This is a genomic window from Bradyrhizobium sp. S3.7.6 (genome assembly GCF_054061875.1).
The window spans coordinates 1-25,853 of sequence record NZ_JBSSEQ010000002.1 but is presented as its reverse complement, the minus strand read 5'-3'; the positions used below and the strand labels follow the sequence as shown (position 1 = coordinate 25,853).

General features: G+C 58.3%; 20 protein-coding genes, 9 pseudogenes and 1 other annotated feature. Of the genes and pseudogenes, 16 read left to right on the top strand and 13 right to left on the bottom strand.

Annotation, left to right across the window (positions count from 1 at the left end):
* Positions 1-198 precede the first annotated feature (198 nt).
* From ACVJ5M_RS42860 to ACVJ5M_RS42845, 4 genes and pseudogenes are all read right to left on the bottom strand, one after another.
* A complete protein-coding gene (locus ACVJ5M_RS42860) occupies positions 199-759 on the bottom strand; it encodes a VirE2 family protein (RefSeq protein ID WP_456679726.1) in 561 nt (186 codons plus the stop codon).
* Between the two features lie 528 nt (positions 760-1,287).
* Complete coding sequence (locus ACVJ5M_RS42855; protein ID WP_456679732.1) at positions 1,288-1,605, bottom strand: hypothetical protein; 318 nt, start codon at positions 1,603-1,605, stop codon at positions 1,288-1,290.
* A gap of 26 nt (positions 1,606-1,631) precedes the next feature.
* A pseudogene (locus ACVJ5M_RS42850) lies at positions 1,632-1,787 on the bottom strand (hypothetical protein); the annotation flags it as partial.
* Positions 1,788-2,132: 345 nt separating this feature from the next.
* Positions 2,133-2,402 carry a transposase gene (locus tag ACVJ5M_RS42845; protein ID WP_456679654.1) on the bottom strand — a complete coding sequence of 90 codons (270 nt, stop codon included), beginning with the start codon at positions 2,400-2,402 and terminating at the stop codon, positions 2,133-2,135.
* Between the two features lie 108 nt (positions 2,403-2,510).
* Here ACVJ5M_RS42845 and ACVJ5M_RS42840 point away from each other — a divergent pair, with 108 nt between their 5' ends.
* On the top strand, positions 2,511-3,284 hold the full coding sequence (locus tag ACVJ5M_RS42840) for an IS4/Tn5 family transposase DNA-binding protein (protein ID WP_456679725.1): 774 nt from the start codon (positions 2,511-2,513) through the stop codon (positions 3,282-3,284).
* A gap of 955 nt (positions 3,285-4,239) precedes the next feature.
* On the opposite strand, the gene ACVJ5M_RS42835 is transcribed toward ACVJ5M_RS42840, so the two are convergent.
* Positions 4,240-4,887 (bottom strand): hypothetical protein, encoded by a 648-nt coding sequence (locus ACVJ5M_RS42835; protein ID WP_456679653.1) that lies wholly within the window; start codon positions 4,885-4,887, stop codon positions 4,240-4,242.
* 1,176 nt (positions 4,888-6,063) lie between these two features.
* On the opposite strand from ACVJ5M_RS42835, the gene ACVJ5M_RS42830 reads away from it, so the two are divergent.
* From ACVJ5M_RS42830 to tnpC (ACVJ5M_RS42820), 3 genes are all read left to right on the top strand, one after another.
* On the top strand, positions 6,064-6,342 hold the full coding sequence (locus tag ACVJ5M_RS42830) for a hypothetical protein (RefSeq protein ID WP_456679652.1): 279 nt from the start codon (positions 6,064-6,066) through the stop codon (positions 6,340-6,342).
* Positions 6,339-6,695 carry an IS66 family insertion sequence element accessory protein TnpB gene (gene tnpB / locus ACVJ5M_RS42825; protein ID WP_456679651.1) on the top strand — a complete coding sequence of 119 codons (357 nt, stop codon included), beginning with the start codon at positions 6,339-6,341 and terminating at the stop codon, positions 6,693-6,695. Before ACVJ5M_RS42830 ends, tnpB (ACVJ5M_RS42825) begins: the two co-directional genes overlap by 4 nt.
* Before the next feature lie 76 nt (positions 6,696-6,771).
* A complete protein-coding gene (gene tnpC / locus ACVJ5M_RS42820) occupies positions 6,772-8,295 on the top strand; it encodes an IS66 family transposase (RefSeq protein WP_456679650.1) in 1,524 nt (507 codons plus the stop codon).
* Between the two features lie 164 nt (positions 8,296-8,459).
* Here the strand turns inward: tnpC (ACVJ5M_RS42820) and tnpC (ACVJ5M_RS42815) are convergent.
* From tnpC (ACVJ5M_RS42815) to ACVJ5M_RS42805, 3 genes are all read right to left on the bottom strand, one after another.
* A protein-coding gene (tnpC, locus tag ACVJ5M_RS42815; protein ID WP_456679649.1) for an IS66 family transposase occupies positions 8,460-10,197 on the bottom strand; the annotation gives its coding sequence in 2 pieces (ribosomal slippage) (positions 8,460-9,374 and positions 9,376-10,197; 1,737 coding nt in all).
* Positions 10,198-10,241: 44 nt separating this feature from the next.
* Positions 10,242-10,589 (bottom strand): IS66 family insertion sequence element accessory protein TnpB, encoded by a 348-nt coding sequence (gene tnpB / locus ACVJ5M_RS42810; RefSeq protein WP_082758020.1) that lies wholly within the window; start codon positions 10,587-10,589, stop codon positions 10,242-10,244.
* Entirely contained in the window at positions 10,586-10,723 is a 138-nt protein-coding gene (locus ACVJ5M_RS42805; RefSeq protein WP_456679648.1) for a hypothetical protein, read from the bottom strand. Before ACVJ5M_RS42805 ends, tnpB (ACVJ5M_RS42810) begins: the two co-directional genes overlap by 4 nt.
* A gap of 184 nt (positions 10,724-10,907) precedes the next feature.
* On the opposite strand from ACVJ5M_RS42805, the gene tnpA (ACVJ5M_RS42800) reads away from it, so the two are divergent.
* From tnpA (ACVJ5M_RS42800) to ACVJ5M_RS42785, 4 genes and pseudogenes are all read left to right on the top strand, one after another.
* On the top strand, positions 10,908-11,366 hold the full coding sequence (gene tnpA, locus ACVJ5M_RS42800) for an IS66-like element accessory protein TnpA (protein WP_027515863.1): 459 nt from the start codon (positions 10,908-10,910) through the stop codon (positions 11,364-11,366).
* Positions 11,359-11,712, top strand: a complete 354-nt coding sequence (gene tnpB / locus ACVJ5M_RS42795) for an IS66 family insertion sequence element accessory protein TnpB (protein WP_027515864.1) — start codon at positions 11,359-11,361, stop codon at positions 11,710-11,712. Before tnpA (ACVJ5M_RS42800) ends, tnpB (ACVJ5M_RS42795) begins: the two co-directional genes overlap by 8 nt.
* 52 nt (positions 11,713-11,764) lie before the next feature.
* A pseudogene (tnpC, locus tag ACVJ5M_RS42790) lies at positions 11,765-13,337 on the top strand (IS66 family transposase).
* Positions 13,338-13,604: 267 nt separating this feature from the next.
* Positions 13,605-13,805, top strand: a pseudogene (locus ACVJ5M_RS42785) (IS21 family transposase); the annotation flags it as partial.
* A 332-nt stretch (positions 13,806-14,137) separates the two neighbouring features.
* On the opposite strand, the gene ACVJ5M_RS42780 reads toward ACVJ5M_RS42785, so the two are convergent.
* The 3 genes from ACVJ5M_RS42780 to ACVJ5M_RS42770 form a co-directional block, all read right to left on the bottom strand.
* Positions 14,138-15,685, bottom strand: coding sequence for an effector protein (locus ACVJ5M_RS42780; protein ID WP_456679647.1), 1,548 nt, complete (start codon positions 15,683-15,685; stop codon positions 14,138-14,140).
* A gap of 146 nt (positions 15,686-15,831) precedes the next feature.
* Positions 15,832-17,358, bottom strand: coding sequence for a VirE2 family protein (locus tag ACVJ5M_RS42775; RefSeq protein ID WP_456679646.1), 1,527 nt, complete (start codon positions 17,356-17,358; stop codon positions 15,832-15,834).
* Positions 17,359-17,837: 479 nt separating this feature from the next.
* Positions 17,838-18,059 carry a transposase gene (locus tag ACVJ5M_RS42770; RefSeq protein WP_314963965.1) on the bottom strand — a complete coding sequence of 74 codons (222 nt, stop codon included), beginning with the start codon at positions 18,057-18,059 and terminating at the stop codon, positions 17,838-17,840.
* A gap of 110 nt (positions 18,060-18,169) precedes the next feature.
* Between ACVJ5M_RS42770 and ACVJ5M_RS42765 the strand changes: the two are divergent.
* A pseudogene (locus ACVJ5M_RS42765) lies at positions 18,170-18,541 on the top strand (IS66 family transposase); the annotation flags it as partial.
* A 63-nt stretch (positions 18,542-18,604) separates the two neighbouring features.
* Here the strand turns inward: ACVJ5M_RS42765 and ACVJ5M_RS42760 are convergent.
* A pseudogene (locus tag ACVJ5M_RS42760) lies at positions 18,605-18,787 on the bottom strand (transposase); the annotation flags it as partial.
* Positions 18,788-19,382: 595 nt separating this feature from the next.
* Here ACVJ5M_RS42760 and ACVJ5M_RS42755 point away from each other — a divergent pair.
* From ACVJ5M_RS42755 to tnpB (ACVJ5M_RS42735), 5 genes and pseudogenes are all read left to right on the top strand, one after another.
* Positions 19,383-20,060 (top strand): RolB family protein, encoded by a 678-nt coding sequence (locus ACVJ5M_RS42755; protein WP_108523226.1) that lies wholly within the window; start codon positions 19,383-19,385, stop codon positions 20,058-20,060.
* Between the two features lie 656 nt (positions 20,061-20,716).
* A pseudogene (locus tag ACVJ5M_RS42750) lies at positions 20,717-21,621 on the top strand (IS3 family transposase); the annotation flags it as partial.
* Positions 20,938-21,053 (top strand) — a sequence feature (AL1L pseudoknot). (Overlaps the previous pseudogene by 116 nt.)
* Positions 21,622-21,717: 96 nt before the next feature.
* A pseudogene (locus ACVJ5M_RS42745) lies at positions 21,718-23,001 on the top strand (IS256 family transposase).
* A gap of 163 nt (positions 23,002-23,164) precedes the next feature.
* On the top strand, positions 23,165-23,617 hold the full coding sequence (tnpA, locus tag ACVJ5M_RS42740; RefSeq protein ID WP_456679645.1) for an IS66-like element accessory protein TnpA: 453 nt from the start codon (positions 23,165-23,167) through the stop codon (positions 23,615-23,617).
* Entirely contained in the window at positions 23,614-24,027 is a 414-nt protein-coding gene (tnpB, locus tag ACVJ5M_RS42735) for an IS66 family insertion sequence element accessory protein TnpB (protein WP_456679644.1), read from the top strand. The genes tnpA (ACVJ5M_RS42740) and tnpB (ACVJ5M_RS42735) overlap by 4 nt, the downstream gene beginning before the upstream one ends.
* 82 nt (positions 24,028-24,109) lie before the next feature.
* Here the strand turns inward: tnpB (ACVJ5M_RS42735) and ACVJ5M_RS42730 are convergent, their stop codons facing one another.
* On the bottom strand, positions 24,110-25,345 hold the full coding sequence (locus ACVJ5M_RS42730) for an IS256 family transposase (protein ID WP_456679629.1): 1,236 nt from the start codon (positions 25,343-25,345) through the stop codon (positions 24,110-24,112).
* Positions 25,346-25,568: 223 nt separating this feature from the next.
* Here ACVJ5M_RS42730 and ACVJ5M_RS42725 point away from each other — a divergent pair.
* Positions 25,569-25,655, top strand: a pseudogene (locus ACVJ5M_RS42725) (transposase domain-containing protein); the annotation flags it as partial.
* 26 nt (positions 25,656-25,681) lie between these two features.
* Positions 25,682-25,842 (top strand): annotated as a pseudogene (locus ACVJ5M_RS42720) (IS110 family transposase); the annotation flags it as partial.
* Between the last annotated feature and the right edge of the window lie 11 nt (positions 25,843-25,853).

Below are 25,853 nucleotides of genomic sequence, written 5' to 3'. Positions count from 1 at the left end.
CATCGCAATGACGATCCGAGATCCCTCAACTTCATCCAGTCCGACGAGATCCTAGCTCTATCCACACCTCCGCAAATGCTCCAGTCAGACGATGTCGCGAATTGCCGGTTCGACATCAGCATCTACCCATGCTCGCCACAGTCCGCGCGTCGAGGCCTGTCTCTTCGCTGCTTCGTCACGCGGCTTCCATCATAGCCATTATCCTGCCCTTTGGCGCCGCACTGGCGGCGCTACTACTTCGGTAGCGAGGGGAGGTTGCACTTTGCTGAAATCATCTTTGATCGCGTCGGATCTGCTTGCAGCATCGGAGGCGGGTACGTCTTCTGGCGCCGTGTCCGAACCTGCTATCTTGGTTGCTTCATCACCATGACTCGCCGCATGGCCTACCCCACGGTAGGCACTATGGGTATCCTGGTTATACCCGCGGCTTTCGCCGACATAGTCGCGTAAGCGGTGGGTCGCTTGATTGGGCCCAAGCGTGCGCTCGATGAAGTCGATGGTTTGGTAGCCGTGAAGTTTTGACTTCAGCCATACGTCGCCGCCAAGTTTCATCTCTAAGTCCGAAGCCGTACACTCCTCATAACCATCGTCCGGGAGGCGCGAAAGCCCCTTCATGACTCCGCCCTTCATTCGAACCATGATGTCCGGAGCCTGCTCGCCGCTAGTATGCGGATTTTTATGGGCGACCTCCCGTCGTCTGTTCCCTTGTTGCCCAACCTGGAGAGAGCCTGAAAGGCCGCTCCAGCGAAAAACGTGTATACGTTTTTCGCCGGGAGGTCTTTGGAACGATCCGAATTCAACGGCACTACGGGGATGCCGTTTTCTCTAAGTGTGGTGTCTTTGACCGCAATCAACAGGTCGTCGTTCGAGGGAAGTTTGGCGGCGTCGGTACGCCGGCTTGCCCTGAGTTCAAGCGCCGCCAATCGTCTAGCGGAGGCGTCGAGCTCTGCATGGGCTTCAGGCATGTCATTATCATCGGCCATGTAAGCGATCCTTCAAGACACTTGGATACTCAGCTGCAATTGTTTTTCGTTTGTTTTTCGTCTCGGGCCTTAACAGCTCTTAGCAACGCCATAAGCCGGCGTTCACGAGAATTCATAAATAGTTTCGGATCGTCCATCGGCGCATAGTCGTCTGCATCAATATCCAAAAGCGTACTCAGTTCAGGTGATAGCCGAACGCTGTTTCCACTTTGACTGAGCCCGGAGTGCGGTGATGGAAGTTTTACGAGCGGCAACTTGGCTTCCTTTCAATAGCGAACGCACGGGTTGGCGCGTTGGATTTCCTTTATAGAGATCTGAAATTCTGGAGCGTCAACGTCGAATCGCGCTGCACTTGTAATGTGGTTACATCGGACACGCTTGCTCTCTCGGTAAGAGAGAGAGCTCTTCTCCTGGCCAAGAAATCCCTTTCAACCGTCAACTGGCCGATCTTGGTATAGAGCTTCGCCGTCTCCACGTCGCCACCGACCCGCAACACAACATCGCCGATAACGATTTCCACCAGGTCGCTCGGCACCGCATCAAACCGCGCGAACTTGACCGCCTGGCCTTGCGCCCCAGAACCGGTGCGACCAGTCCCGAGGCCAGCGCCTTGCGTCGCCACGCAAACAACTGCGATGGATCGAGCCCGTGAGACCGCGCGATCACCGACACGTTCGCCTCCGGCAAAAACGTTTCCTTGACGATCCGTTCCTTCGCCTCCCGCGACCAAGTGCGATAGCTTCGCCCTGGACTGACCGCTCGGGTGTGGCCGTGATAACTTCGAAATTCTTGGTGTTCGCTCACATGAGCTCCTGGCAAACAAATCACCAGGAGATCCTCTGACAATCGAACGTCATCCGCTACGTGGGGGCGCCTACACGCTTACGACCGTTGATGGTTTCGGCGAGAGCGTTGTCATAGGAATCTCCGACGCTACCGACAGAAGGCTCAATGACCACGCCAGATGCCATGTAGAGAGTTGGAGAGTTGTCCATACGTACAGTTCTCAACCCCATCAGGCCAGCTCGTCGCAAGGCGTCTTTCCTCGGAGGCCTACCGAACTGCTACCCTGGGAACGGAAACGCCTGCGCCAAGCCGACGAGCCTCGCCGATCAGCTGGCCGCCTGACCTTCACGCAATGCCTCGCCATCATAGAACCCGCCGTGCCGACGCGCATGGAGCTATCGCCGAAGCTGACAGCACCAACTGGCCCAAACGCGCTCGACGCCGCCAGTCATGTACCTGCTGGGGCCGGCAGCCATGGCGGCGGGCGACATCTGTGACAATCGCGCCCGGCTCGAAGCTTTCCGCGGCAATCTGTGCCTTCAAATCGTCCGGCCAGCGCTTTCGACCTGAGCCAGTATAAACTTCGATACGCGGCGACAATGGTCGTCTTATGTCGTCCGAATGGTCGTCCATTGTGAGCACCCTTGCAGAAGTTGACTCTTCTAACGGTGCTCCCAAGACCGCGCACAAACAATCTGAACGGCCGCGGCGCTACGCTTACGCTGCAACCTTGCCCGACGCCTGAATAAGCGGCTCCGCAAACTGGCAGCGCAGATCGGGAGCGCCATGGGAGAAAGCATTCCGCTGGTGTGCCAGGACTGCGCTAATACCAAGGCCGCGTATCGTTTTTTCTGCAACGACCGGGTCAGTGAGGCGGACATTCTGGCCGGCCACTTTCAATCGACGCGTGAGCGCACGATTGCCACCGACAGGCCTATTCTAGTGCTCCACGATACGACCGAGTTCAGCTATCAAAGAGAGAACTCAGACGCGATCGGAATCACCAAGAGCATGAACAGCAGCCGGGACAAGCCGGGTCGGCTGAGACCGCACACGGTTTGCGGCATTCTGATGCACTCGAGCCTCGCGGTGACGACCGAGCTGCCGCTTGGACTGGCGGCTGTCAAATTTTGGACCCGGAAGAAATCCAAGGGGACCGCCGCGCTTAAGAAGAAGATTAATCCGACGCGTGTTCCCATCGAGAACAAGGAGAGCATTCGGTGGCTGGACCATGTCCGTCAATCCGCGGAGCTGCTGGGCGATCCGGGACGATGCGTCCATGTCGGTGGTCGCGAGAGCGACATCTATGAGCTGTTCTTCGCGGCTCGAGAAGCCGGAACGCATCTCGTGATTAGGACTTGCGTTGATCGTTTGGCTGGGAATGGAGACCACACGATCGCCGACGAAATGGACGAGGTCGCCGTCAAAGGACTGCATTGCATCAACGTCAAAAACAACAACGGCGATCCCGATGAAGCACCAGTTCGGCGGCCTGGTGCTTGTACTCCTCAGTAAACGACCGACGTTGACGTTCCATTCGACACCTCGGGGCTCAGCGAGCCTACCACAGGTGTCCACTCGTTCGAAGGAAATTCAATACCGCCCAGTACGAGTGCACAAATGTACAAACAAAGAAAGGCGACAAGGCGATATATCCTGCCAAGCCAAGCCAAGCCAAGCCAAGCCAAGCCAAGCCAAGCCAAAAGTTGGATGTGACGCGTTGTTGACTTAGCAATTCGGGAGACCCTTTAGCAGAACGCTGCTGTGCCCTTTGACGGCTACACAGAAGCTGCGACTCTACGCGACGTAAGGGACACATCCAAAAGATGTCTTACGGTGGTGTCATGGGGGAACGTAATACCAAGGATGTAGAGGCTACTTGTTGTTCGTTTTGTTCAGTCAGTTTTTTATTTTCTTTTTGGTTTGTTAGCGTTTGCTATGTTGTTCTTGTTTTCGCTAGTTATGCTTTTGCGCCCATGGTGTCATGTTGTTTAATGTTCACTGAATTCAATTGAAGGCCAGGCAAGTTTGCGCGTCTAATCCCGGGTTCGCATTGAGTCATTTTACGAACATGGATACACTTGTATGCGAAGAATAGGTTACAAACGCAAATCGAATATAATCTACTGTATGGAGCAATAAGCATACTCAAACCTATATCCTCAAAATGCGATAATTAAAAAAAATTATTGTTTAAGGGAAAGTTCACATATGGCGCTCACAAAAATAAACATTCAGTGGCAAGGTCACTTTTTGCAAAAAACAACAACTTTATTAATAGCTAAGATAGGGTTACATTTCCGGAAAGCGATGAAAATAGGAGCACCCACACGGCGATGGGCACATAACTAGAAAGCAGACCATATAACAGAAACACAGACACAGACACAGACACAGTAGCAACAAAGGACAAATAGCGAGAGGCGTTAACTTGTTCCTGGTGGCGAGCGCGTTTATTCGGGAGACACCTTCAGTCAAGGTATGTGTAGCAACTAGCTAGAACGTCAAAAGTACCAAAATAGGGGCGACTATAGAAGTGATCCCCTTCGCGCCGAAAGTCATCGGTTTTGGGAATGATCAGACACCTTCTGATATTGTGCGGCCCAACTTCGAGGCATCCCAAGCTCTGGTATTTTAGCAGTATCTCATAAGGATCGATTCCCTGGTCTTCCCAAGGTCGGAAGTCGCATGCCAGCATTCTGGGCATCCCGTTGGCGAAAAAGGTATATCGGTCATTAATTTCGTTAAGATTTTGTCGCATGATGGCACCGGTGCATGACGATGAGTCGAGCGCGACGGCGAGTAAGATAGGGTACCCATCTTGATCTCGTTCTATCTGCTCTAAGCTGCCCTCAGTCGGATCATTCATGCACGGGACGCTCCGGAATTCCGCCAGAAGTTCGTTGATCTTCTGCTCAGTGAAATTCGCGCGCCAGGTTGCACTGGTCTGTAGAAAGTCTGCATAATATCGTTGTTGCGGCAGAATATTATCAAGAAAAATGTCGTAAGCTATTCTCGTCTGCAGAACGCGAAGTGCCACAAACGCCTTAGATCGGTTGCCGCCACAAACAAAGCTCTGGTCAAATTGTGGGCGATCGAAACTTAGGAAATCTGCCATTGTGAGAGACGATGTAAGCTAAAGACAGCGTGATGAAAGAACAAGCAGTTGTGGTGATAGCTAGAATGGTGAGAGGATATAAATACCGGAGGGATTGGATTCTTCCAGCCCTTGCAAAACTTATTACGCAAGCGAACAGAACAATGGCCTTTGCATAAGCGAAACGCCAAAGAATATTAAAATTGGGGCCATTTAGCGAGAACCCAAGCATATTTTTACCGCTGGAGAACGACAGAAAGTGACATCCTCGGGTTAATCTTATTGGACCATGCTTTTAGACAGCGACATTTGATGGGTTTCACAAAGCCCTCTAGTCGAGACGGAAGAAACTTGCCCCTTTGAGCTCCAGAATGGACACACTCGGCCGGCTGCCACATGTAAGTATCTTCCTGATTGGCCCCACACGGATAACGAAGGCACACGATTGACCTTTGCTGGCGGGTCCCCTCGTTCTTCCTTATTGGACCGCAATCACAAAGAGTGACAGGCACCAATGGACGAGCAGAACTCGACTTCACTTCCATCCGCAATGTTAGACTCTCGTAGAGCAATAAAAAAGACGACGATAAGGGCCGCTCTTATTGGACCGAAACTACAGAGGTCAATGACGGGATCCAATAGGATAAAGGTCTCAAGTTTATTATACTATTCTTTTAACGATCAATAAAAGCTCATCTATCATCTAATGTAAACGTCGCGTCGGTTTTTGGGCGCGGCAACTTCACGCGCGACACGAAAACGGAGGCCGTGAGGCCTCCGTTTTCGTGTGGCTCCGCGGAAGTTGCCGCGCCCAAAAACCGACGCGACGTTTACATCAGGATATATCCTGCCGCCGCCGCCGCCCAGCCTGCTTCCGGTAAGCGAAAAGCAGGCCTTTCAATTGTAAGCGTGGCGTTGAGGCCCTTGAGAATTTTTGTACTCAGTCCTGAAAGCACCGCTAGAAGAGTCATCTTCTGCGTAAGCGTCGTTCCGGTGCCACCTTCCGGCTGATGTCCTGATCTGCGAGTCTGCGGCTTGTGCTTTGACCGTTAGGCTTAGAATGGACACAGTGGATAATGCTATCACTAAGCCAGCTCGCCGGCTGGAGGTTTTCACCGGTGCGGGACGCCGGCGGAATTGGAGCGACGAGGACAAGGCGCGGGTGGTCGCCGAGATCGAGACCAGCGGCGACACGGATTGTCGCCGCAGCAATTGTTTGGCTGGCGGCGGCAAGTCAGGGAAGCTCAGGCGGTCATTTCCAAAAACAACGAAGTGCGGTTCGTGCCGGCGGTCGTAGATGCGGCACCGCCCGGCGCCTCGGGACATTTGCAGCGCAAGGCGCGGCGACAGCATCGGGACGAACCGCTCGTCGGAACGATCGAAGTTGCGATCGACGGTGCGACGGTGCGCATCGGCGCTGGCGCCCCGGCTGATATGATCGCCGCGGTGTTGCGGGCGTTGAGAGCCGGCGCATGATAGGCCCGACCGGCGCGGTGCGGGTGATGGTGGCGACCAAGCCTGTAGACTTCCGCAAGGGCGCCGATGGACTGGCGGCACTGGTGCGCGAGAGCCTGGCGGCGGATCCGTTCTCGGGTGCGGTCTATGTGTTCCGCGCGAAACGGGCGGACCGGATCAAGCTGGTGTTCTGGGACGGCACGGGTCTGTGCCTATTCGCCAAGCGACTGGAGGACGGCATCTTCCGCTGGCCGCGGGTCGAAGACGGCGTGATCCATTTGTCGGCCGCGCAATTGTCGGCGCTGCTTGAAGGGCTCGATTGGAGGCGTGTCCATGCAGCGCGTGAGACGGTGGCGCCGGCGCAACCGGGCTGAACTTGTTGCTGCGGCGAAGTGAATCAGCCGCGTTGGGATCGTCGCAAAATGCCGGAAAACATGATCTGGTTTGATCATGCCGAGCGACGCATTGCCCGACGATCCCATGATGCTGAAAGCGATGCTGCTCGCCGAGCGGGTGCAGAACGAACGGCTGCGTCAGATCATCAGGGACCTGCAGCGCCACCAGTTTGGGCGCCGGGCGGAGACGTTGCCCGAAGACCAGATGCTGCTGGGTCTGGAAGACGTCGAGCAGACAGCTGCGAGTGATGCGGCTGGTGCGGAGCAGGCGACACCGGCCGCGCGACAGGCCGGAGCTGCGAAGCGGCGTGCCAACCGCGGCGCGCTGCCGGCGCATCTGCCGCGGATTGAGACCACCATCGACCTCGATGATAAGACCTGCCTCTGCTGCCAGGGCGCGTTGCACCGGATCGGCGAAGACAGGAGCGAACGGCTGGATATCGTGCCGGCGCAGTTCCGGGTGCTGGTTACGATCCGGCCGAAATACGCTTGCCGCACATGTGAGGATGGCGTCGCGCAGGCCTCGGCGCCAGCGCGGCTGATCGAGGGTGGGCTACCGACCGAAGCCACCATCGCGCAGGTGCTGGTCTCCAAATATGCTGACCATCTGCCTCTGTACCGCCAGGCGCAAATCTACGCCCGGCAGAGCGTCAATCTCGACCGCTCCACGCTGGCGGACTGGGTGGGACATGCCGCCTGGCATCTGCGTCCGCTGCACCAACGCCTGCTGGACAAGCTCAAGCAGCGGCCGAAACTGTTTGCCGACGAGACGAAGTTGCCGGTGCTGGATCCCGGCCGCGGTCGCACCAAGACCGGGCAGTTGTGGGCCTATGCCGCCGACGACCGACCATGGGGCGGATCCGATCCGCCGGGCGTGGCCTATGTCTACGCCTCAGACCGCAAAGCCGAGCGGCCGATTACCCATCTCGACGGCTTCAAGGGCGTCTTGCAGGTGGATGGTTATGCCGGCTACCGCAGACTGGCCGAGCGCGGCGACGTGCAGCTCGCGTTCTGCTGGGTCCATGTGCGGCGTAACTTCTACAAGCTCGCGACTCCCGGTCCTGCGCCGATTGCCAGCGAAGCGCTTCAGCGCATTGCTGCACTGTATGCGATCGAGAAGGACATCCGTGGCCGCAGCGCCGAAGAACGTTGCCTGGCGAGGCAGCACAAAAGCCGACCGCTGATCGACGCATTGGAGCAGTGGCTGCGCACAAAACTTGGTCTGATCAGCCAAAAGGGCAAACTCGCCGAGGCGATCAACTACGCCATGTCGCGCTGGGAGGGCTTAACCCGCTTCCTCGACGATGGCCGCATTGAGCTCGACAACAACACCGTCGAGCGTTCCATCCGCCCGATCACGCTGAACCGGAAAAATGCTTTGTTCGCGGGCTCTGACGGCGGCGCCGACCACTGGGCCACTATCGCAACGCTGATCGAGACCTGTAAACTCAACGACATCGATCCGCTCAGCTATCTCACGGATGTTCTCGCCAGGATCGTCAACGGTCATCCCAATCGCGATATCGACGCGCTATTGCCGTGGGCCTACCGAAAGCAAGACCTCCGAGCCGTGGCCTGACAACATCGCTTACTCTTCTGCAAGGGTGCTCACAATGGACGACCATTCGGACGACATAAGACGACCGTTGTCACCGCGTATCGAAGTGTACGCATACGACGAAGACCGCCTGATTGACGCATGCGCGCGGGCACGGCGAGCTCTATGATGGCGTTGCGCGAAGGTCAGGCGGCCTGCTGATCGGCGGGCTTGTCGGCTTGGCGCAGGAGCTTCCATTCCCAGGGCAGCAGTTCGTGCAGACGCGAAGCGGGAAGATCGGCGATACGGGCGAGGACGTCGGCGAGCCACGCCTTGGGATCGACGTCGTTGAGGCGACAGGTCGTGATCATCGTCAGCATGATGGCGGCACGGTCGGCACCGCGCTGGCTGCCGGCGAAGGTCCAGTTGCGCCTTCCCAATGCGATGCCCCTCAATGCGCGCTCGGCGCAATTGTTGGTCAAGCAGATCCTGCCATCGTCGAGGAAGCGGGCGAAGTCGTCCCAGCGCCTGAGCATGTAATTCATAGGCTTCAGGACCTCGGAGGAGCGCGAGAGGGTTTCGCGATCACGCAGCAACCAGGCGTGCATGTCCTCGAGAAGCGGCTTGCTCTTTTCCTGGCGCACGGCGCGCCGCTCGTCGGCGCCGCAGCCGTTAATGGCGCGCTCGATCTCGAACAACGCATCGAGGCGTCTGACCGCCTCCAGCGCGATCGGAGAGACCGGTTTGCCCTTCTTACCTTCCCGAGCATTTTTCTCGATGTCAGCCAGCTCGAAGAAGCCCCGCCGCGCATGGGCAAAGCAAAACGCCGGCGTAATCGGCAGCACCTTCCTCTGCGGGTCGAACAGCGGCTCGAAGCCGTTGTAGCAATCGGCTTGCAGGATGCCGGCGAAGGCGGCCAGATGCTTCTGGGGATGCGCGCCTCGTCGGTCGCTCGAGGCGTAATAGACCGCCGCCGGCGGCGCAGGCCCGGCGAAGGGCCGGTCATCCCGCACATAAATCCAGATCCGCCCGGTCGTGCACTTGCCCTTCGCCAGGATACGGATGGTGGTGTCATCGCCATGAAGGCGCTCGGCAGCGAGCACATGGCGCTCGATCAAGTGGGAAGAGCGGCATGACGGCGAAGGTCCCGTGGCCTACCTGGTCGGCCAGCGTCGACAACGGCAGGTCGATCCCCTCGGCCTTAAAGCGCGCACTCTGGCGGTTGAGCGGGATATGCATGCCGAACTTATCGAACAGGATCGTCGTCAGCAATTGTGGGCCGATGAAGCCGCGCGGCGTGGCATGGAACGGCGCGGGCGGCTGGCTGATCTTCTCGCAATCGCGGCAGGTGAACTTCTCGCGTACCGTCTCGATCACCTTGAAGCGGCGCGGGATCTCCTCCAGCGTCTTGGTCACATCCTCGCCGATCTTCGCCAGCCGCGATCCGCCGCAACAGGCGCAACTCGTCGGAGCCTCGATGACGACGCGCTCGTGTTCGATGTCGTCCGGCCAGGGCTTGCGAACCGGCCGCTTGCGCATGAAGGCGCGCACGCTCTGCGCCTTTGCCGCCGCGGCCTGTGCGGCAAGCTCATCCTCGCTCGCCGTGTTGACGAGGTCTTCAAGTTCCAATTCCAGCTGCTCGATCAGCCGCGCCGTGCGCTCGGAGCGCGGCCCGTACAGTTCGCGTTTGAGCTTCTCGATCCGCAGCTCGAGATGCGCGATCAGCGCGTCGCTGTCCGACAGCTTCGCCCGCGCGTTGGCCGCTTCGGCTTGCCAATTGATGGCTTCGGCCTGTATCCGGGTGACCTTCGCCGCGGCCGCATCGCGTTCGACCTCGACCCTCAGCCGCGTTTCGCGTTCAGCCCGCAACGCCTCACGTTCGATCAACAGCGCCGCCTGGGCGCTGGCAAGATCCGAAGGAAGATCATCCGGCTTCAAACTCATGAAGCCAGTGAATCAGATTTCCCGGTAGGTTCAATTGCAGAATGCTATCCAACTCGCGTTGGACGCAAAGTTTCTTGAGGATTCCGCCAGTCGATCCCAGACAGTAGGTAAGAAAGCTGGGCCGGAGAGATCGTCACTGCTTCACCGGCAGCCGAAGGCCAGATGAATCTTCCTCTTTCGAGTCTTTTTGTAAACAGGCACGCTCCCTGAGAATCGTGCCAAATGATTTTTATCAGATCTGAACGGCGCCCCCTGAAGCAAAACAAATGACCCCCCAGCGGGTCATGCTTCAAGACCTCCTGTACCTGCAAAGCCAAGCTCGGAAAGCCGCGCCGCATATCGGTATGGCCCGTCGCCAGCCATACCCGCACGCCAGAGGGGATCGGAATCATCGCAGCGCCTTCAACACCGCCGACACCAGCAAGGGCGGCGCCGACCCGCAAATCCTGATCCGCCCGCTCCCTGTCAATTCCACCACGATCACTTCACCGGACGGCGCCGCTTCCTTGATCGGCTCCGCTTTCATCGCCGCTTCCACAAAGCCCTGTTCAGCAAGGTCCTGGCGAAGCCGGCGACGCCAAGTGTAAATCAGACCCGTCGAAATATCGTGATCCCGCGCAACCTGCGCGTAAGCGCTAATTTCTCCGCACCTTTTGCTTTTGAGTGCCCTGATGCATGAGGTGTCCACCAAAATAGGTGGACACCTTGTGATGAGCGACGATGATCAGAAACTGCGGGTCAGGCTTGTCGGCCGGAACGGTCGCCGGCGCTACGAGGCGGCATCGAAAGAGCGTCTTGTCACGGCCTGCCTCGAGCCTGGGGTTTCGGTATCGAGGCTTGCACTCGAACATGGGGTCAACGCGAACCTCCTTCGGAAGTGGATCAAGAAGCACAGCGCGACCAGGTCGCTGCCGCCGTCCTCACGCCCGGCGTTCATCCCGGTTCAGCTTGAGGGGAAGGCCGAGCGGGACCTGTCGCGAAAAGACAGCGTGGCGACGGTTGATTTGCCGGCTTGCGATGAAGTGCGTGGTTCGAAACCCAAAGGGACTCCAGCTTTTTGTTCTCCGGCCAAAGTGAGCGTGTCGCTGCCGAACGGCGTGAAGCTCGCGCTGGAATGCGGCGATGTGGATGCATTAACGGCGATTATCGGAGCGCTGGGCGATGTTTAGACTGGGCGGTGACCTGCAGGTCTATCTGCACCGTGAGCCGATCGACTTCCGGGCTGGCATCAACAGCCTTGCGGTCCTGGTCCAGGAGACGATGGCGCTCGATCCATTCACTCCGGCGGTTTTTGCGTTCTGCAATCGCCGTTGCGACCGGATGAAGCTTCTGTTCTTCGATCGGTCCGGCTTTGTACTGGTCCTGAAGCGGCTGACCGAGGACAGGTTCCGATGGCCGCGCCGCCAGGAGGCGATCGTCACGCTGACGACGGAGCAATTGCACTGGATCCTTGACGGCATCGATATCGATGCGATGGTCCGCCATCCGGTGCGGCAATATCAGGTTGCCGGCTGAGCTCTCGAGTTGAGCGGTTGACGCGTCGGTACGGTTCAGATTCAAGAATCCGATGAATCGAACCGGCGATCCGAGTGTTGAAGTGCTGTTGGCACGCATTGCTGCGCTGCAGGCGGAGAACCATCAACTCGCCGACCGCGTCGCCAAGCTCGAGGAAGAACTGGCGCTGGCACGCCTGCATCGTTTTGCGCCGCGCAGCGAAAAGCATGTTGATCGTCTCTTCAATGAAGCCGAGCATGCCTCCGATGAGGATGACGCCGGCAGTGAAACGAACAATATCGCCGAACTTCCGGACACGGGCTTGCCGCCCGTCGAAAACACAACGGGAAAGAAGCGCGGCCGGAGGCCGCTGCCGGGGAACCTACCTCGTGAGCGCGTCGAGTATGACCTGTCCGACGATCAGAAGGCGTGTCCTTGCTGCCGTGGCCAGATGCATCGCATGGGCGAGGCTGTCACCGAGCAACTTCATATCGAGGTGAAGGCGAAGGTTTTACAGAATGTGCGCTTCAAATATGCGTGCCGCCATTGCGATCGCACCGGGATCCACGCCCGTGTTGTGACCGCGCCGATGCCGACGCAACCGTTGCCGGGCAGCGTTGCCACGCCCTCGACGCTGGCGTTCGCGCTGGTTCACAAATATGTCGATGGCACGCCGCTCTACCGCCTGGCGCAGGCCTTCGAACGTGCAGGTGTTCCTGTCAGCCGCGGCGCTTTGGGCCACTGGGTGATTGGCTCGAGCGAGAAGCATCTGCGTCGCATCTACGACGCCCTGAAGCTGCGGCTCAGATCACAACCTCTCATCCATGGCGACGAGACGACGGTTCAGGTCCTCAAGGAGAAGGACAAAAAGGCCACCAGCACATCGTACATGTGGGCTTATCGTAGCGGCAAGGGCAGCCACGAGCCGATCGTTCTTCTGGATTATCAGCCAGGCCGCGGCCAAATCCACCCGCAAGCCTTCCTCGGCGATTACCGTGGCATTGTGATGAGTGACGGCTATACCGCATGGCGCACGCTGGAAGGGGCCACCCACATTGGATGCATGGCCCACTCCCGGCGGCGCTTTGTCGATGCCCTCAAAGCCAGGAAGAAGGGCGGCGGTCCGCCCGAGCAAGCGCTGCGGTTCTTTGAACAGCTCTACCGGGTTGAAAGGCAGGCGCGGGACGGAACACCGGAGAAGGGTGAAACACAGGCCGACTGCATTCGCCGCTTCCGCCAGCAACATAGTGTCCCCATCCTCAATGCTCTCAAAGTATGGCTCGATGACATGGCCCCGAAGGTCTTGCCTGACAGCAAGCTCGGCGATGCCGTATCCTACACCCAGAACCAATGGGAATATCTGACGCGCTACACCGGGGACGGCAGCATGCCGATTGACAACAATCTTCTGGAGCGCGACATCAGGGTTTTTGCAACTGGCAGGAAGAGTTGGTTGTTCAGCGATACTGTGGACGGAGCCAAGGCCAGTGCCGTCGTCTATAGCCTGATGCTGTCCTGCCGCGCCTCACGTGTCGAGCCGTTAGCGTGGTTGCGCCACGTCCTCACCGAATTGCCTCAGCGCGCCGGCGACGGCCGATATTACAGACCTGCTGCCCTTCAACTTCCACAAAGCCGCCACTGCCTGAACGGCCCGGTATCGCGCGATACCAGGGCAATCCATCAAAACCGCCGGCGTGCGAAGAAAATCGCGCTTACACCTGCGCCACACACGATCCCGGCGCAAAGGCCTCCGCAACGATCCGGCACCGTTCATCCTCGCTCCAACGCCGCCGGCGTTCCGGCCCCGTAAGCACCGAAATCTGACCCATCAACCGCTCTTAAGCTCGCTCTTAAACACGTGCTTATGAGTGCTCAATCCGCCTCTCTCAGAACAAGGCGGTCTTCATCGTAGGCGTACCAAGCACGTGACGCTGTCGATCCTGTGGGAGGAGTACATTGCCGCCGAGCCCGGCGGATACCGGTACTCGCGCTTCTGCGAGCTCTACCGCGCCTGGGAGGGTCGCCTGTCGGTGACGATGCGCCAGTCGCACGCGGCCAGCGACAAATTGTTCGTCGACTACGCGGGCGACGGCGTGCCGGTGGTGGTCGACCGCGGGGTCGCGAGCTGGATCGCCTTCTACCTTCTACAACGATCGTCGCCTTCATCAGGCGCAGGGCTATCGCACGCCGATGGCGGTCTGGCGCGAACGGATGCAGGCCACGAAGGCTGTGGACATGGTGGACAACGCTGACGCGTTGACCACATGCCCACAGCAACTGCAGCAGACCGAGTCTCTGGCAGCGTGATAGAAAGGGATCAGGAGCGGTCAGTTTCCAACTAACAAACCTGGTTCAAGCGGTCCCGCTCCGCGGGTTCATTTCAATTGCACCGGAAGATCGGTCAGGAGTTTCCATTTGCAAATGCTCCAGTCAGGACGGATCGACATCAGCATCTACCTATGCTCGCCACAGGTCGCATGTCGAGGCCAGCTCTCTCCGCTGCTTCGTCACGACGCCTTGCGGCTTCCATCATAGCCATTCTCCTACCGTTCGGAGCCGCGCTGGCGGCGGCGCTCCTACTTCGGCAGTTAGGAGGTTGCGCCTTGCTAAAATCATCTTTGATCGCTTCGAGTCTGATTGCAACATCGAAGGTCGGTAAGACCTCTGGCGTCGTGTCCGCACTTGCTGGTTTGGTTGCTTCATTACCATGACTCGCTGCTTTCCACGGTGGCATGCCGAAGTCGACTTGAAGCGCTCCGGATTTGTTCGCAGAACCGGAAGCAAGTGGGATCTCCCGCGCCGCCGTGGCCCGTGACTGCACCGCCAACATTATTTTGTCGATGTTTCTGGGAGAAATGCTGTTCGAATGGTGATCGTCGTCCACGCGACTCTCTTTATTCGAAGGAGCGTCAAAACGAGCGGTATTTTCCCAAGCCGCCTTATGCTGCATTGCTTCTGCAGCTCTCATTTTCTGGGCATTTTGCTCATGCTCTTGGAGGCCCTTTAGGCGCGTCTTCAGTTTTATTCCCAACACTTTCGTTGTAACGACCTTCGCATCGCTGCCCACATATTTCGTTTGACGTTTGTACAACTTGCCAAGGGTCTGTTTGGTTTCGGTTAATTGATAGGTGCTTTCGTCGAACGTGGCCGACCTTTTGGTCCAAAGCCTTCGATGGGACGTAATGTTTCTGCCCAGCTCGTTTCCCTGCGGATCCAGTAGAGATGTATATGACTTGACACCAAAGAGCGTTTTGGTTTCGGTTACCTCAGTTCTCCTGTCTTGCGATTTTCTCGAATACTTCGAGAAGCCGCGATTTTCGCGACCGATCAGTTCCAGATTGCCGTCTTCGTCTCGCTCGAAAACTTCTTTTCTGGAGCCTTTGATACGCGTTAGGATTCGATATTTCTTGTTATCGGCCCCGCTTTCGTAAGGGGCGCTAATCTCCTCAGAAATCGCCCTGAAGAGCCGACCGTCCCGAAGCCTGTCCGTGTAGTAGCTGGTGCGAATCAGTTGGCCTTTTTCGTCCCGTTCCCATTTTTCACGGTACCTGCCATCTTTGAATTCGAGGCTGTGGGAGCGAAGTTCTCCCTTCGCGTCAAAGTCGTAACGCGCCTTTTTCCGCCAATCCTCCCTTTCAAGCTGGCTGATGTAAACAGCGTCTGACTGCGGCCCACGTTTGAGGACCTCCGTGGTCTTCCTGACCACGCCCCTCTTGCGCGTGCGCTCGCCATTCTTATCGACTGCTAGCTTCTTGTTGCCGAGGAGCTCGTAGCCGATCTCCCCGTGATAGCCCTCTTTCACTTTGTCAAAGAGTTCCATCTCGTTGGCATATGTCGCTTGTTTGCTCGGTCTCCTAAGCCCGCGATCTATTCTGCGAGCTTTGTCGGCCGTTTCCCGCGCTCGAAGATGCTGCTCTGCTTCGCGCCTAACGGAACGCGCGTTCTTATAGACAGGATCTCTCAGCTTGATCGGTTTTTTTTGAATGTTGACCATGAGTTGGATCTTCTGCAAAGCTTTTCGATCGAAAGGGAACATGGAAGGCAGCAAAACTCATGTACAGCGTCGCGCGGAAGGGCGTTGCCGGCTGTCCTTTGACAACCGGCTTTCGCCACTGACACGCGGCTGCGTGCGCACGATTGTCAGGTTCCCCAACTACGGGCAACGTCGCGTGATCTGTCGTTCCGATCGTCGTATCTGCTGCCTGGCGGCCGCTGCGGCTTGCTCATATCGCTGGTGTTGCCCGACTCGGCCTCCTGACGCGACAGAAGCCTATCCGTTACGCTCGTTGGAAGATCCAGCGCTTTATCCTTATTCCTCTCTTGGTGAGCCCTCTGCAGAGTTTGAGCAAGCGACGTAAATGAGGGTTTCGTGTAACTTACACCTCTAGCCTCTCCATCGTCGGCATAGAATATCTCTTCTGGCGTGTACATGTCGATTATGGATTTGCCCTTCGGCAATTCGATTGAATGACCTTCAACAAGGGTCTCATCTACCGCCACGAGTACGCGATCATGGGATGCATACTTATCGAGCATCTTATCCCAATTTGGTTTGAACGTGCCCCATTGCGGATTGATACCATGCTCTTCGCACACCTCCTGAAAGTACTTAGGAAAGCGCGTTGGGCCTCCAAGAAAATCCGGCGTGACGAACGTATTGCCCTCCGGCATCCTGATTATGATCCGATGGTCCATTGCATCCATGGAGGGTGATCCCTGGACGGCTTGTACCGCTGCGTCGTCGGGTAGGTTCCCGACAACATCTTTTATCGGGAAGTATGTCGTATCGATCTTCACATAGGCACTATGGGTATCCTGGTTATACCCGCGGCTTTCGCCGACATAGTCGCGTAAGCGGTGGGTCGCTTGATTGGGCCCAAGCGTGCGCTCGATGAAGTCGATGGTTTGGTAGCCGTGAAGTTTTGACTTCAGCCATACGTCGCCGCCAAGTTTCATCTCTAAGTCCGAAGCCGTACACTCCTCATAACCATCGTCCGGGAGGCGCGAAAGCCCCTTCATGACTCCGCCCTTCATTCGAACCATGATGTCCGGAGCCTGCTCGCCGCTAGTATGCGGATTTTTATGGGCGACCTCCCGTCGTCTGTTCCCGGCTGGAGTCTCGTAAATTTGCGCTTCGCCATCGAGTTTGAAAGTCGGAACGATTTCTCGTTTCCCGTCCTTAAACACTACTTTGTCGACTTGGAAAAGGTCGTTATCACGCTCCGCTGTGAGCCCAAGTGATGTCGTGATTTTCCTGAACTCAGAATTTTTGTATTCTACCGTGGTTTTTTGGCCGTCTGGAGCCTTGATGGCAGTCCAAAGTCCATTCTTGGTATAGTAGTTGTCTCCGTACCTGATGTAGACAAGCTCCTCGTCCATCTGTTTGACGGTTTTGTTGCCCAACCTGGAGAGAGCCTGAAAGGCCGCTCCAGCGAAAAACGTGTATACGTTTTTCGCCGGGAGGTCTTTGGAACGATCCGAATTCAACGGCACTACGGGGATGCCGTTTTCTCTAAGTGTGGTGTCTTTGACCGCAATCAACAGGTCGTCGTTCGAGGGAAGTTTGGCGGCGTCGGTACGCCGGCTTGCCCTGAGTTCAAGCGCCGCCAATCGTCTAGCGGAGGCGTCGAGCTCTTCGGCTTCAGGCATGTCATTATCATCGGCCATGTAAGCGATCCTTCAAGACACTTGGATACTCAGCTGCAATTGTTTTTCGTTTGTTTTTCGTCTCGGGCCTTAACAGCTCTTAGCAACGCCATAAGCCGGCGTTCACGAGAATTCATAAATAGTTTCGGATCGTCCATCGGCGCATAGTCGTCTGCATCAATATCCAAAAGCGTACTCAGTTCAGGTGATAGCCGAACGCTGTTTCCACTTTGACTAAGCCCGGAGTGCGGTGATGGAAGTTTTACGAGCGGCAACTTGGCTTCCTTTCAATAGCGAACGCACGGGTTGGCGCGTTGGATTTCCTTTATAGAGATCTGAAATTCTGGAGCGTCAACGTCGAATCGCGCTGCACTTGTAATGTGGTTACATCGGACACGCTTGCTCTCTCGGTAAGAGAGAGAGCTCTTCTCCTCCTGGCCAAGAAATCCCTTTCAACCGTCAACTGGCCGATCTTGGTATAGAGCTTCGCCGTCTCGTGCTCATGCTCCCTCCTCGCCATCCCCCAAGACACCCAAGACACTCGCGCCACGCGCGAAAAGGCTCGCCACGTTGTCGAGAACCTGCTTCTTCCAGCCATAGATCTGGTTCGGGTGAGCGCCATGCCGCTTCGCCAACTCCGGCACCGTCGCTGCCTCGCGTAGTGCCTCCAGGGCAATTTTGGCCTTGAACGCGGCATCAAACTTCTTGCGTGACTTGGTCATATCCGTACTCCATCGGTTGAGACAGAGCAGGACGCTTCACACCTTAACGTTTGGTCCGATTTTCAGCGTCACACTCGGTTGATGACGTGCCGTTAAGTAAAAGGGGAAGTCTTCATGGCGACGACACCACCATCCGCATCCTGGCGAAGGGCAAGTGCAAGACCGGTCGGATCTGGACATATGTGCGGGATGACCGGCCCTTCACCGGACCTGCGCCGCCGGCGGCGGTCTGTTACGCCTCGAGCGACCGACGCGGCGAGCATCCACAGAAGCATCTGGCCGCCTTCGCCGGTATCCTGCAAGCCGATTGCTGCAACGGCTTCGAGCCGCTGTTCGATCCGCAGAAGAAGGTGCTGCCGATTACGCCGGCGTTTTGCTTCGCCCATGCGCGGCGGGGCTTCTTCGAGCTGGCCGACATCGAGAAGAACGCCCGGGAAGGCCACAGGGGCAAACCGGTCTCTCCGATCGCGTTGGAGGCGGTCACCCTCGGCCACAACTGCCCTGACAAAGCCAGCCTCGGATTTGGTCCGGTTCGCCGCGAAGGCTTTTCGCCAAGTCACCAGCAGAGAACGCGACAAGCCGTCTCGCCGCGCTGTCGCCGCAACCAGGCGCGGCTCAGACAGGCTCTCCAAAACAATCCGCGCCTTCTGCTCCTCAGACCAACGCCGCCGCCAGCCTGTCTCCACCACTTCCAGTCGATCCAGCGCACGGATCGTATGGCTGTCCATACGTACAGTTCTCAACCATCAGGCCAGCTCGTCGCAAGGCGTCTTTCCTCGGAGGCTTACCGAACTGCTACCCTGGGAACGGAAACGCCTGCGCCAAGCCGACGAGCCTCGCCGATCAGCTGGCCGCCTGACCTTCACGCAATGCCTCGCCATCATAGAACCCGCCGTGCCCACGCGCATGCGTCAATCAGCGGTCTGATCCTGAAGTCAGGGTATCGGCTTCGCCGCATACGTCACGAGTGCACGAATGCACAAACAAAGAAAGGCGACAAAGCCATATATCCTGCCCAGCCCAGCCAGCCAGCCAGCCAAAAGTTGGATGTGACGCGTTGTTGACTTAGCAATCCGGGCGACCCTTTGCAGAACGCCAAAGTTGTGCCCTTTGACGGCTTCACAGAAGCTGCGACTCTACGCGACCTAAGGGACACATCCAAAAGATGCCCCTTTATTACACCGCAACGGCAACAACTGTGCCGGTTGGAGATTACAAAACCCATCACCTCGTGGACAAGCCTCTATATAAACGAGTCACTCTTATAGTTCGCCACGCAGCGAGCCCTCTTATAGTATCTGTCGTAGACGTCATACCTTCACCATGGCAGACAATTATCCAACCTACGAGCGCCCCCAATTTGACAGCGTCTGCCTAACGGGTACGACCAGAAACAATCTGTGCAATGGCCTCAAGATGGCAGTCGAAGCCTACCGTGAGCACTTCCTCAAGCAGGTCCAGCGAGCTCAGGGCGAGTGGGTGGCTGCGGCGCGGGCGTACGAACAGGCTGCGGGCCATCCTCCACGGGATTTTGGGGCGTTCGAAACCCAGCCCTGTATGACCGAGTCTCCATCCGGTGGCATCAATGAGGCCATCGATGTTGACGCCCTCTCGCTTGATGCTTCACATCCCCCCCTCTTGTATGTTTATTTGCCTACCACCCTTGCACTATCCTGTGTTGCAACCAGGAGTTTCGAAGAAGTCCCAACTAAATATTGCCCTGGGGTGGTGATAGCAATGAACTGCAGGCCATACGATGACAACATCTCTACTAAATCTTTATCGAAAAGGTACCACGACCGATGGTGCACTAACGTCCAGCGCGAGGAGATGCAGTATTTCCTCGCTATCGTTCAGACCGACCTCTTCAGTTTCCAAGAGAACCAAATATGGACGCGCGATACGACGACAGGGCGATTCGACATCGTGGCCCATGGACAGATGATTTGGCCCCCCTCTATGCCCGCCTCCAACTGGCCGAGGGCGACCGGTTGGGATTAGTGGTGCCACTCTCGCTACGCCAATGTTGGTCCTGGCCCCTCGTAGAAATACATCCTGTTTTTTAATTTCCATTTGCGTCAGTCGTGTTTGTTGGTTGTATTATTGTTGTTTCCGTTTTCGCTAGTTATGCTTTTGCGCCCATGGCGTCATGTTGTTGTACTGTTCACTGAATTCAATTAAAAGGCCAGGCAAGTTTGCACGTCTAGACTGTCATATGCGATAAGAGACCATCTCTGGCGCAAAACGTCGCATTAAAAGCACAATGGCAACAATCAAACACATAATGGCCTCTTCATAAGCGAAACGCTAAGAATAATTAAAGTGGGCCCTTAGCGAGACCCAAGCATATTTTACTATTGGAGAACGACAGAAAGTGACATCCCTGATGTAAATGTCGCCTCGGTTTTGGACCGCAACTTCCGGGCTCGCGCTTTGCGCGAGCCCGGAAGTTCCTGTCGCGTCCAAAACCGAGGCGACATTTACATCAGGATATATCCTGCCGCCGCCGCCGCCGGGATGGCTCAAGGAACCGTTGCGGAAGGAGATATCTGAACCGCCCCGGGTTTGCCGGAGGCTCCAACTCCTGAGAGGATGGAGCCGTGACAAGCAAGACGACGAACAAGTTTTCGCCTGAGGTCCGGGATCGCGCGGTTCGGATGGGTCACGCCAGCGGGCACCCGTCGCGCTGGGCGGCGGTGACATCGATTGCGGCCAAGGTCGGCTGCACACCGCAAACGCTTCATGACTGGGTCAAGAAGGCCGAGATCGACTGCGGGCAGCGGACCGGCGTTCCGACTGAGATGGCCGAGAAGCTGAAGGCCCTGGAACGGGAGAACCGTGAGCTTCGACAGGCCAACGAGATCCTGCGCAAGGCGAGCGCTTATTTTGCGATGGCGGAGCTCGACCGCCGGTCCAAGCCATGATCGCCTTCATCGACGATCATCGTGGGCGCATGGGGTCGAGCCGATCTGCAAAGTCTTGCCGATCGCCCCCTCGACCTACCACGCCCATGTGGCCAAGCGGCGCGATCCGGCCAGGCTGTCGGCGCGCGCCAGGCAGGATGTCAGGCTGAAGATCGAGGTTCGGCGCGTGCTCGATGAGAACTTCTCCGTCTACGGCGTGCGCAAGGTCTGGCGGCAGCTCAAGCGCGAAGGCTTCGATGTTGCCCGTTGCACGGTGTCGCGACTGATGCGGGACATGGGTTTGCAAGGGGTGATCCGCGGCAAACCGGTCAAGACCACGATCAGCGACAAGGCCGCGCCCTGCCCGCTGGATCACGTCACAGGCGCCACCCGACCGAACGTTCTCTGGCTCTCCGACTTCACCTATGGCGCGACCTAGACCGGCTTTGTCTACGTCGCCTTTGTGATCGACGCCTATGCTCGCAGGATCGTGGGCTGGCGAGCCTCGCGCACGGCACATGCAGGCTTCGTCCTCGATGCGCTGGAGCAAGCACTGCATGATCGACGACCGGTCCATCGCGGCGGGCTCGTGCACCACAGCGACAGGGGCAGCCCAAGGCGTCTCTATCAAATACACCGAGCGCCTGGCTGAAGCCGGAGCTATCGCCGAAAGTTGGTGACGGCGGGAATCGGGAAGGCGGCATATCGTGGGGGTGCTTGACGCCTCCACTTCTCCACCAAAGGAGCGATATGCCGTGCCCAACGATAACGTCACCAGACTGATTCAGCCAGGATTCTTCGACGATCAACTCACCGAAATCTTACGCAATGGAGCCCGTGCGCTGCTTGCCAAGGCGGTCGAGGCCGAGGTCGCGGACTTCCTCGACAAGCATGCCGATTTAAAGACCCAGGACGGTCAGCAGCGCGTCGTCCGCCACGGTCACCTGCCGGAACGCGAGGTGATGACCGGTATCGGTCCGGTCACCGTTCACCAGCCGCGTGTGCGCGACCGCACGGCCGCCGCCGGCGATCCCGGCCGCATCCGGTTCTCACCGTCGATCCTGCCGCCCTACATGCGCCGGTCGAAGTCGATCGAGACGCTGCTGCCGATCCTTTATCTGAAGGGTATCTCGACCGGCGATTTCTCCGAGGCGCTGGCGGCGCTGCTCGGCAAGGATGCTGCCGGGTTGTCGGCATCCGCCATCGGCCGCCTGAAGGACGGCTGGTTCGACGAGCACGCCGCGTGGCAGAAGCGCGATCTGTCGGCGAAACGCTACGTCTACATCTGGGCCGACGGCATCCATCTCGAAGCCCGCCTCGAGGACGAAAAGCAGTGCATCCTGGTGCTGATCGGCGCGACGCCGGAAGGCCGCAAGGAACTGGTCGGCTTCACCGATGGCGCCCGCGAGAGCGCGCACGACTGGCGCGATCTGCTGCTCGATCTGAAGCGGCGCGGGCTCGCCGTGCCGCCGCGGCTCGTCATCGCCGACGGCGCACTCGGGTTCTGGAAGGCCGCCGGTGAGGTCTGGCCGAAAACGCGCGAGCAGCGCTGCTGGGTGCACAAGACCGCCAACGTACTTGCCAAGCTGCCGAAGAGCCAGCACCCGAGAGCCAAACGCGCGTTGCAGGAGATCTGGATGGCCGAAACCAAGGCCACAGCCGAGCTGGCGTTCGACGCCTTCATCGAGAGCTACACGCTGAAATACGAGAAGGCGGCCGACTGCCTGCGCAAAGATCGAGACACGCTGCTGGCTTTCTACGACTTCCCGGCCGAGCATTGAAAACACCTGCGCACGACCAACCCCATCGAAAGCACCTTCGCCACCGTGCGCCACCGCACGATCCGATCGAAGGGCTGTCTATCCAACAAGACCGCGCTCGCGATGGTCTTCAAACTGGTCGAGGGCGCCCAGAAAAATTGGCGTCGTCTCGATGGCCACAACCAGTTGCCAAAACTCGTTCTCGGTGTGACATTCAACAACGGGATCGAGGTCATCGCAAAGCCGACCGACCGTCAGCCCACAACCGAAGCCGCCTGACCGGCCCCGGCCGTCACCAAAATTTGGCGATAGCTCCTGAAGCCGGCGTGGAGCCCTCTGTCGGGAGCGTCGGAGATTCGTGAGCGTCATGTAGGGACCACGCTCTGAGGGCTGATCTGGTCGGCTAGGAAGATCTTGCGGAATGGTTTGTCGCGAGGTCACAATGTCGAAGGATAGTCGTAAGGATAGCGATAAGGATAGGCATACGCCTATCCTCGAACACGGCACCGACACGCTTCAGCGTGTCGAGATCATCACCGGGACGGGCCGGCGTCGGCGCTGGTCGACCGATGCGAAGGCGGCGATTGTTGCGGAGAGTTTTGTGCCAGGTGCAAGCGTGTCCGCGGTAGCGCGGCGACACGACATCAGTCCAAGTCTGTTGTTTCTCTGGCGTCGCCAGGCCACGCGGGCGCAGGTCGGGGCGCCCGGGGACAGAGGCATGCCACCTGGCTTTGTGCCGGTCGCGATCACTGGCTGCGGCGGCGAATTGTCGTCGCGCGAAGAGCAGGCAGCAATTGAGATCCAAGTCGGCGCGGTTCGCATCCATGTCAGGGGAACAGTCGACCGGCGGGCACTGCGCGAGGTGCTCGCGGCAGTCGGGACGGCTGGTCGATGATCGGGCTTCGACCTGGGTTGTCGATCTGGATTGCGACGCAGCCGGTCGATTTCCGTCGCGGCATGGACTCGCTGGCGATGCTGGTGAGCGAGGCCTTTGGAGCCGATCCGTTCGACGGCGGACTTTACGTCTTCCGCTCCAAGCGCCGAGATCGCGTGAATATCCTGACCTTGGGATGGAAGCGGTCTTGTCCTTTACTACAAAAGAATCGAGGGGCAGTTCACCTGGCCGCCGATCAGGAAGGCGTCATGCCGCTATCTCATGCTCAGCTCTCGGTGCTGCTCGATGGCTCGGACTTGAAGCGAGTGCCGATGCGAATTGTGGGTCAGCCAGCGCTGAGCTGGTTGATCCGTATCAAGAGTCGTTCGTCACTCATGCGGAGTTGTTGTAAAATCACTCTGCATGAGTGATTTGCCTTCCGATCCAGGGTGCCGTCCGGAATGCGGTTGGAATTCGGTATGGCGTATTCCCGGGTAACATGAAGTTATCGTTTCAGGCGGCAAGGTCAATTGGCTGATCGGTGGGTTTTGTGGCGAGCGTGTTCCAACCATCGACCTTGCGCATGCTGATCTGTCCCGAGGCGAGCAGCGCCCAGAACATCATCGCGGCGGTGTCGGCCGACGGCAGTACGGTTTGGGTTTTGATCCGGCGCTTGAACTCCTCGTGCAATCGCTCGATCGCATTGGTCGTGCGTAGGCTGCGCCATTGGCTCGGCGGCAGGCGCGCGAAGGTGAACAAGCGGTCTCCCGCTTCCTCCAGGCTGTCGGCAACGGCACGATGCTTGAGCCGCCATTTGCGGATGAAGGCCTTGCGGCGAACGGTGATCTCCTCAGGCGTCGTCGCATAGATCATGTCGTTGTACTCTGCGGTGATCTCGTCGTGCAGGCGCTCGGGGGCATGGGCCAGCAGGTTTCTGTGTTTGTGAACCGTGCAGCGTTGCACCGGCACGCCGTCCCAGACGACTGCAATGGCCTTGTCGAGCCCTGGTGCGCCGTCGACGATGAGGAATTCGGGACGCCGCAGCCCGCGCTTGATGAGATCGTCCAGCACCGTGCGCCAGGCCTCGGCGCTTTCGCCGCCCATGCTCTTGATCGCGAGCAGAACCTTCTGGCCGTCCGCTCGCACGCCCAGCACAACGAGCAGTGAAATCGAGGTCGCCTTGCGGTCGAGGCGCACCCGAACGACGGTGCCGTCGAGGATCAGGCGCACGATCGGCTCCGCGGCCAGCGAGCGGCTGTTCCAGGCGTCCCAGTCGCCCTTTACCTTGCGCCAGGTCCGGCTCACCGTGTCCTTGCCGACCGTCCCGCCGAACAAGGCCGCCAGCGCGCGACGCACCCGCCTGGTATTGGTGCCGGCGAGATAGCTGCTGGCGATCAGCGCGTCGGCGGCAAGCGTGCGTCGTTGATAGGCCCGCAGCGCCTGGCTCTTCCATTCCGCCGTCCCGCCCTCCGGCGTGGTCAGCCGGGCCCGCGGCACCGCGATCTCGATCGGCCCGAACGTGCCCGTCAGCGAGCGCGTCCGGCTGCCATGACGGTGGGCCTTGACGCAGGCTCCTGCTTCATTGCCGGCCATCTTGCTTCGTTCGTAACGCGGCCGTGCCAGCGCGGTATCGAGTTCGCCGCGGATCAGCTCTTCGATGAACTGACGCGCCCGAGCCCGCACCTCGGTCTCGATCGGATCGAACCAGTTGTCGAAAAGATCAACAGCCATTTCGGTCGCAGGCTGCATGGAATCAGGCTTCGTAGTAAACTTGGTCATGGCGTAGTCTCCAGTCCGACGCTTCAACGCCGGACGATTCGAGGTTGATCACCCCGGAGACTACGCCAACCCTAATTCCTACCAACCCTGCGACGGCACCCGATCCAGCATTGCTCCGACACACCGTGATGGCGCTGTCGTCAAGGCTTGCGGCGTTGTCGGCGGAATGCAGCACGCTTTCGGCCGAGCGTGATGGCTCACGCAAACTCTCGAGCGGATCGCGCAGGGCTGGCCGATCTCTCAAATCGAAGCTCTCATGCCCTGGCACTTCAAAGCCTGAACGGCCTCAGCTTGGCGCTCACGGGACTGGCGCCGAGCAACAAGGTCTCCGGCGGCAAAATGCTTTCCTCCCGAACACGCCGATCCGGCGGCCGGGCGGCGGCCTTCTGCGCCTCATTGCCGTGACCGTGGGTCGTACAGACACCGCGCTCGGCGCCTTTTATAGACGGCTCTCAGCGCGCATCGGCTAGGCCAAGAC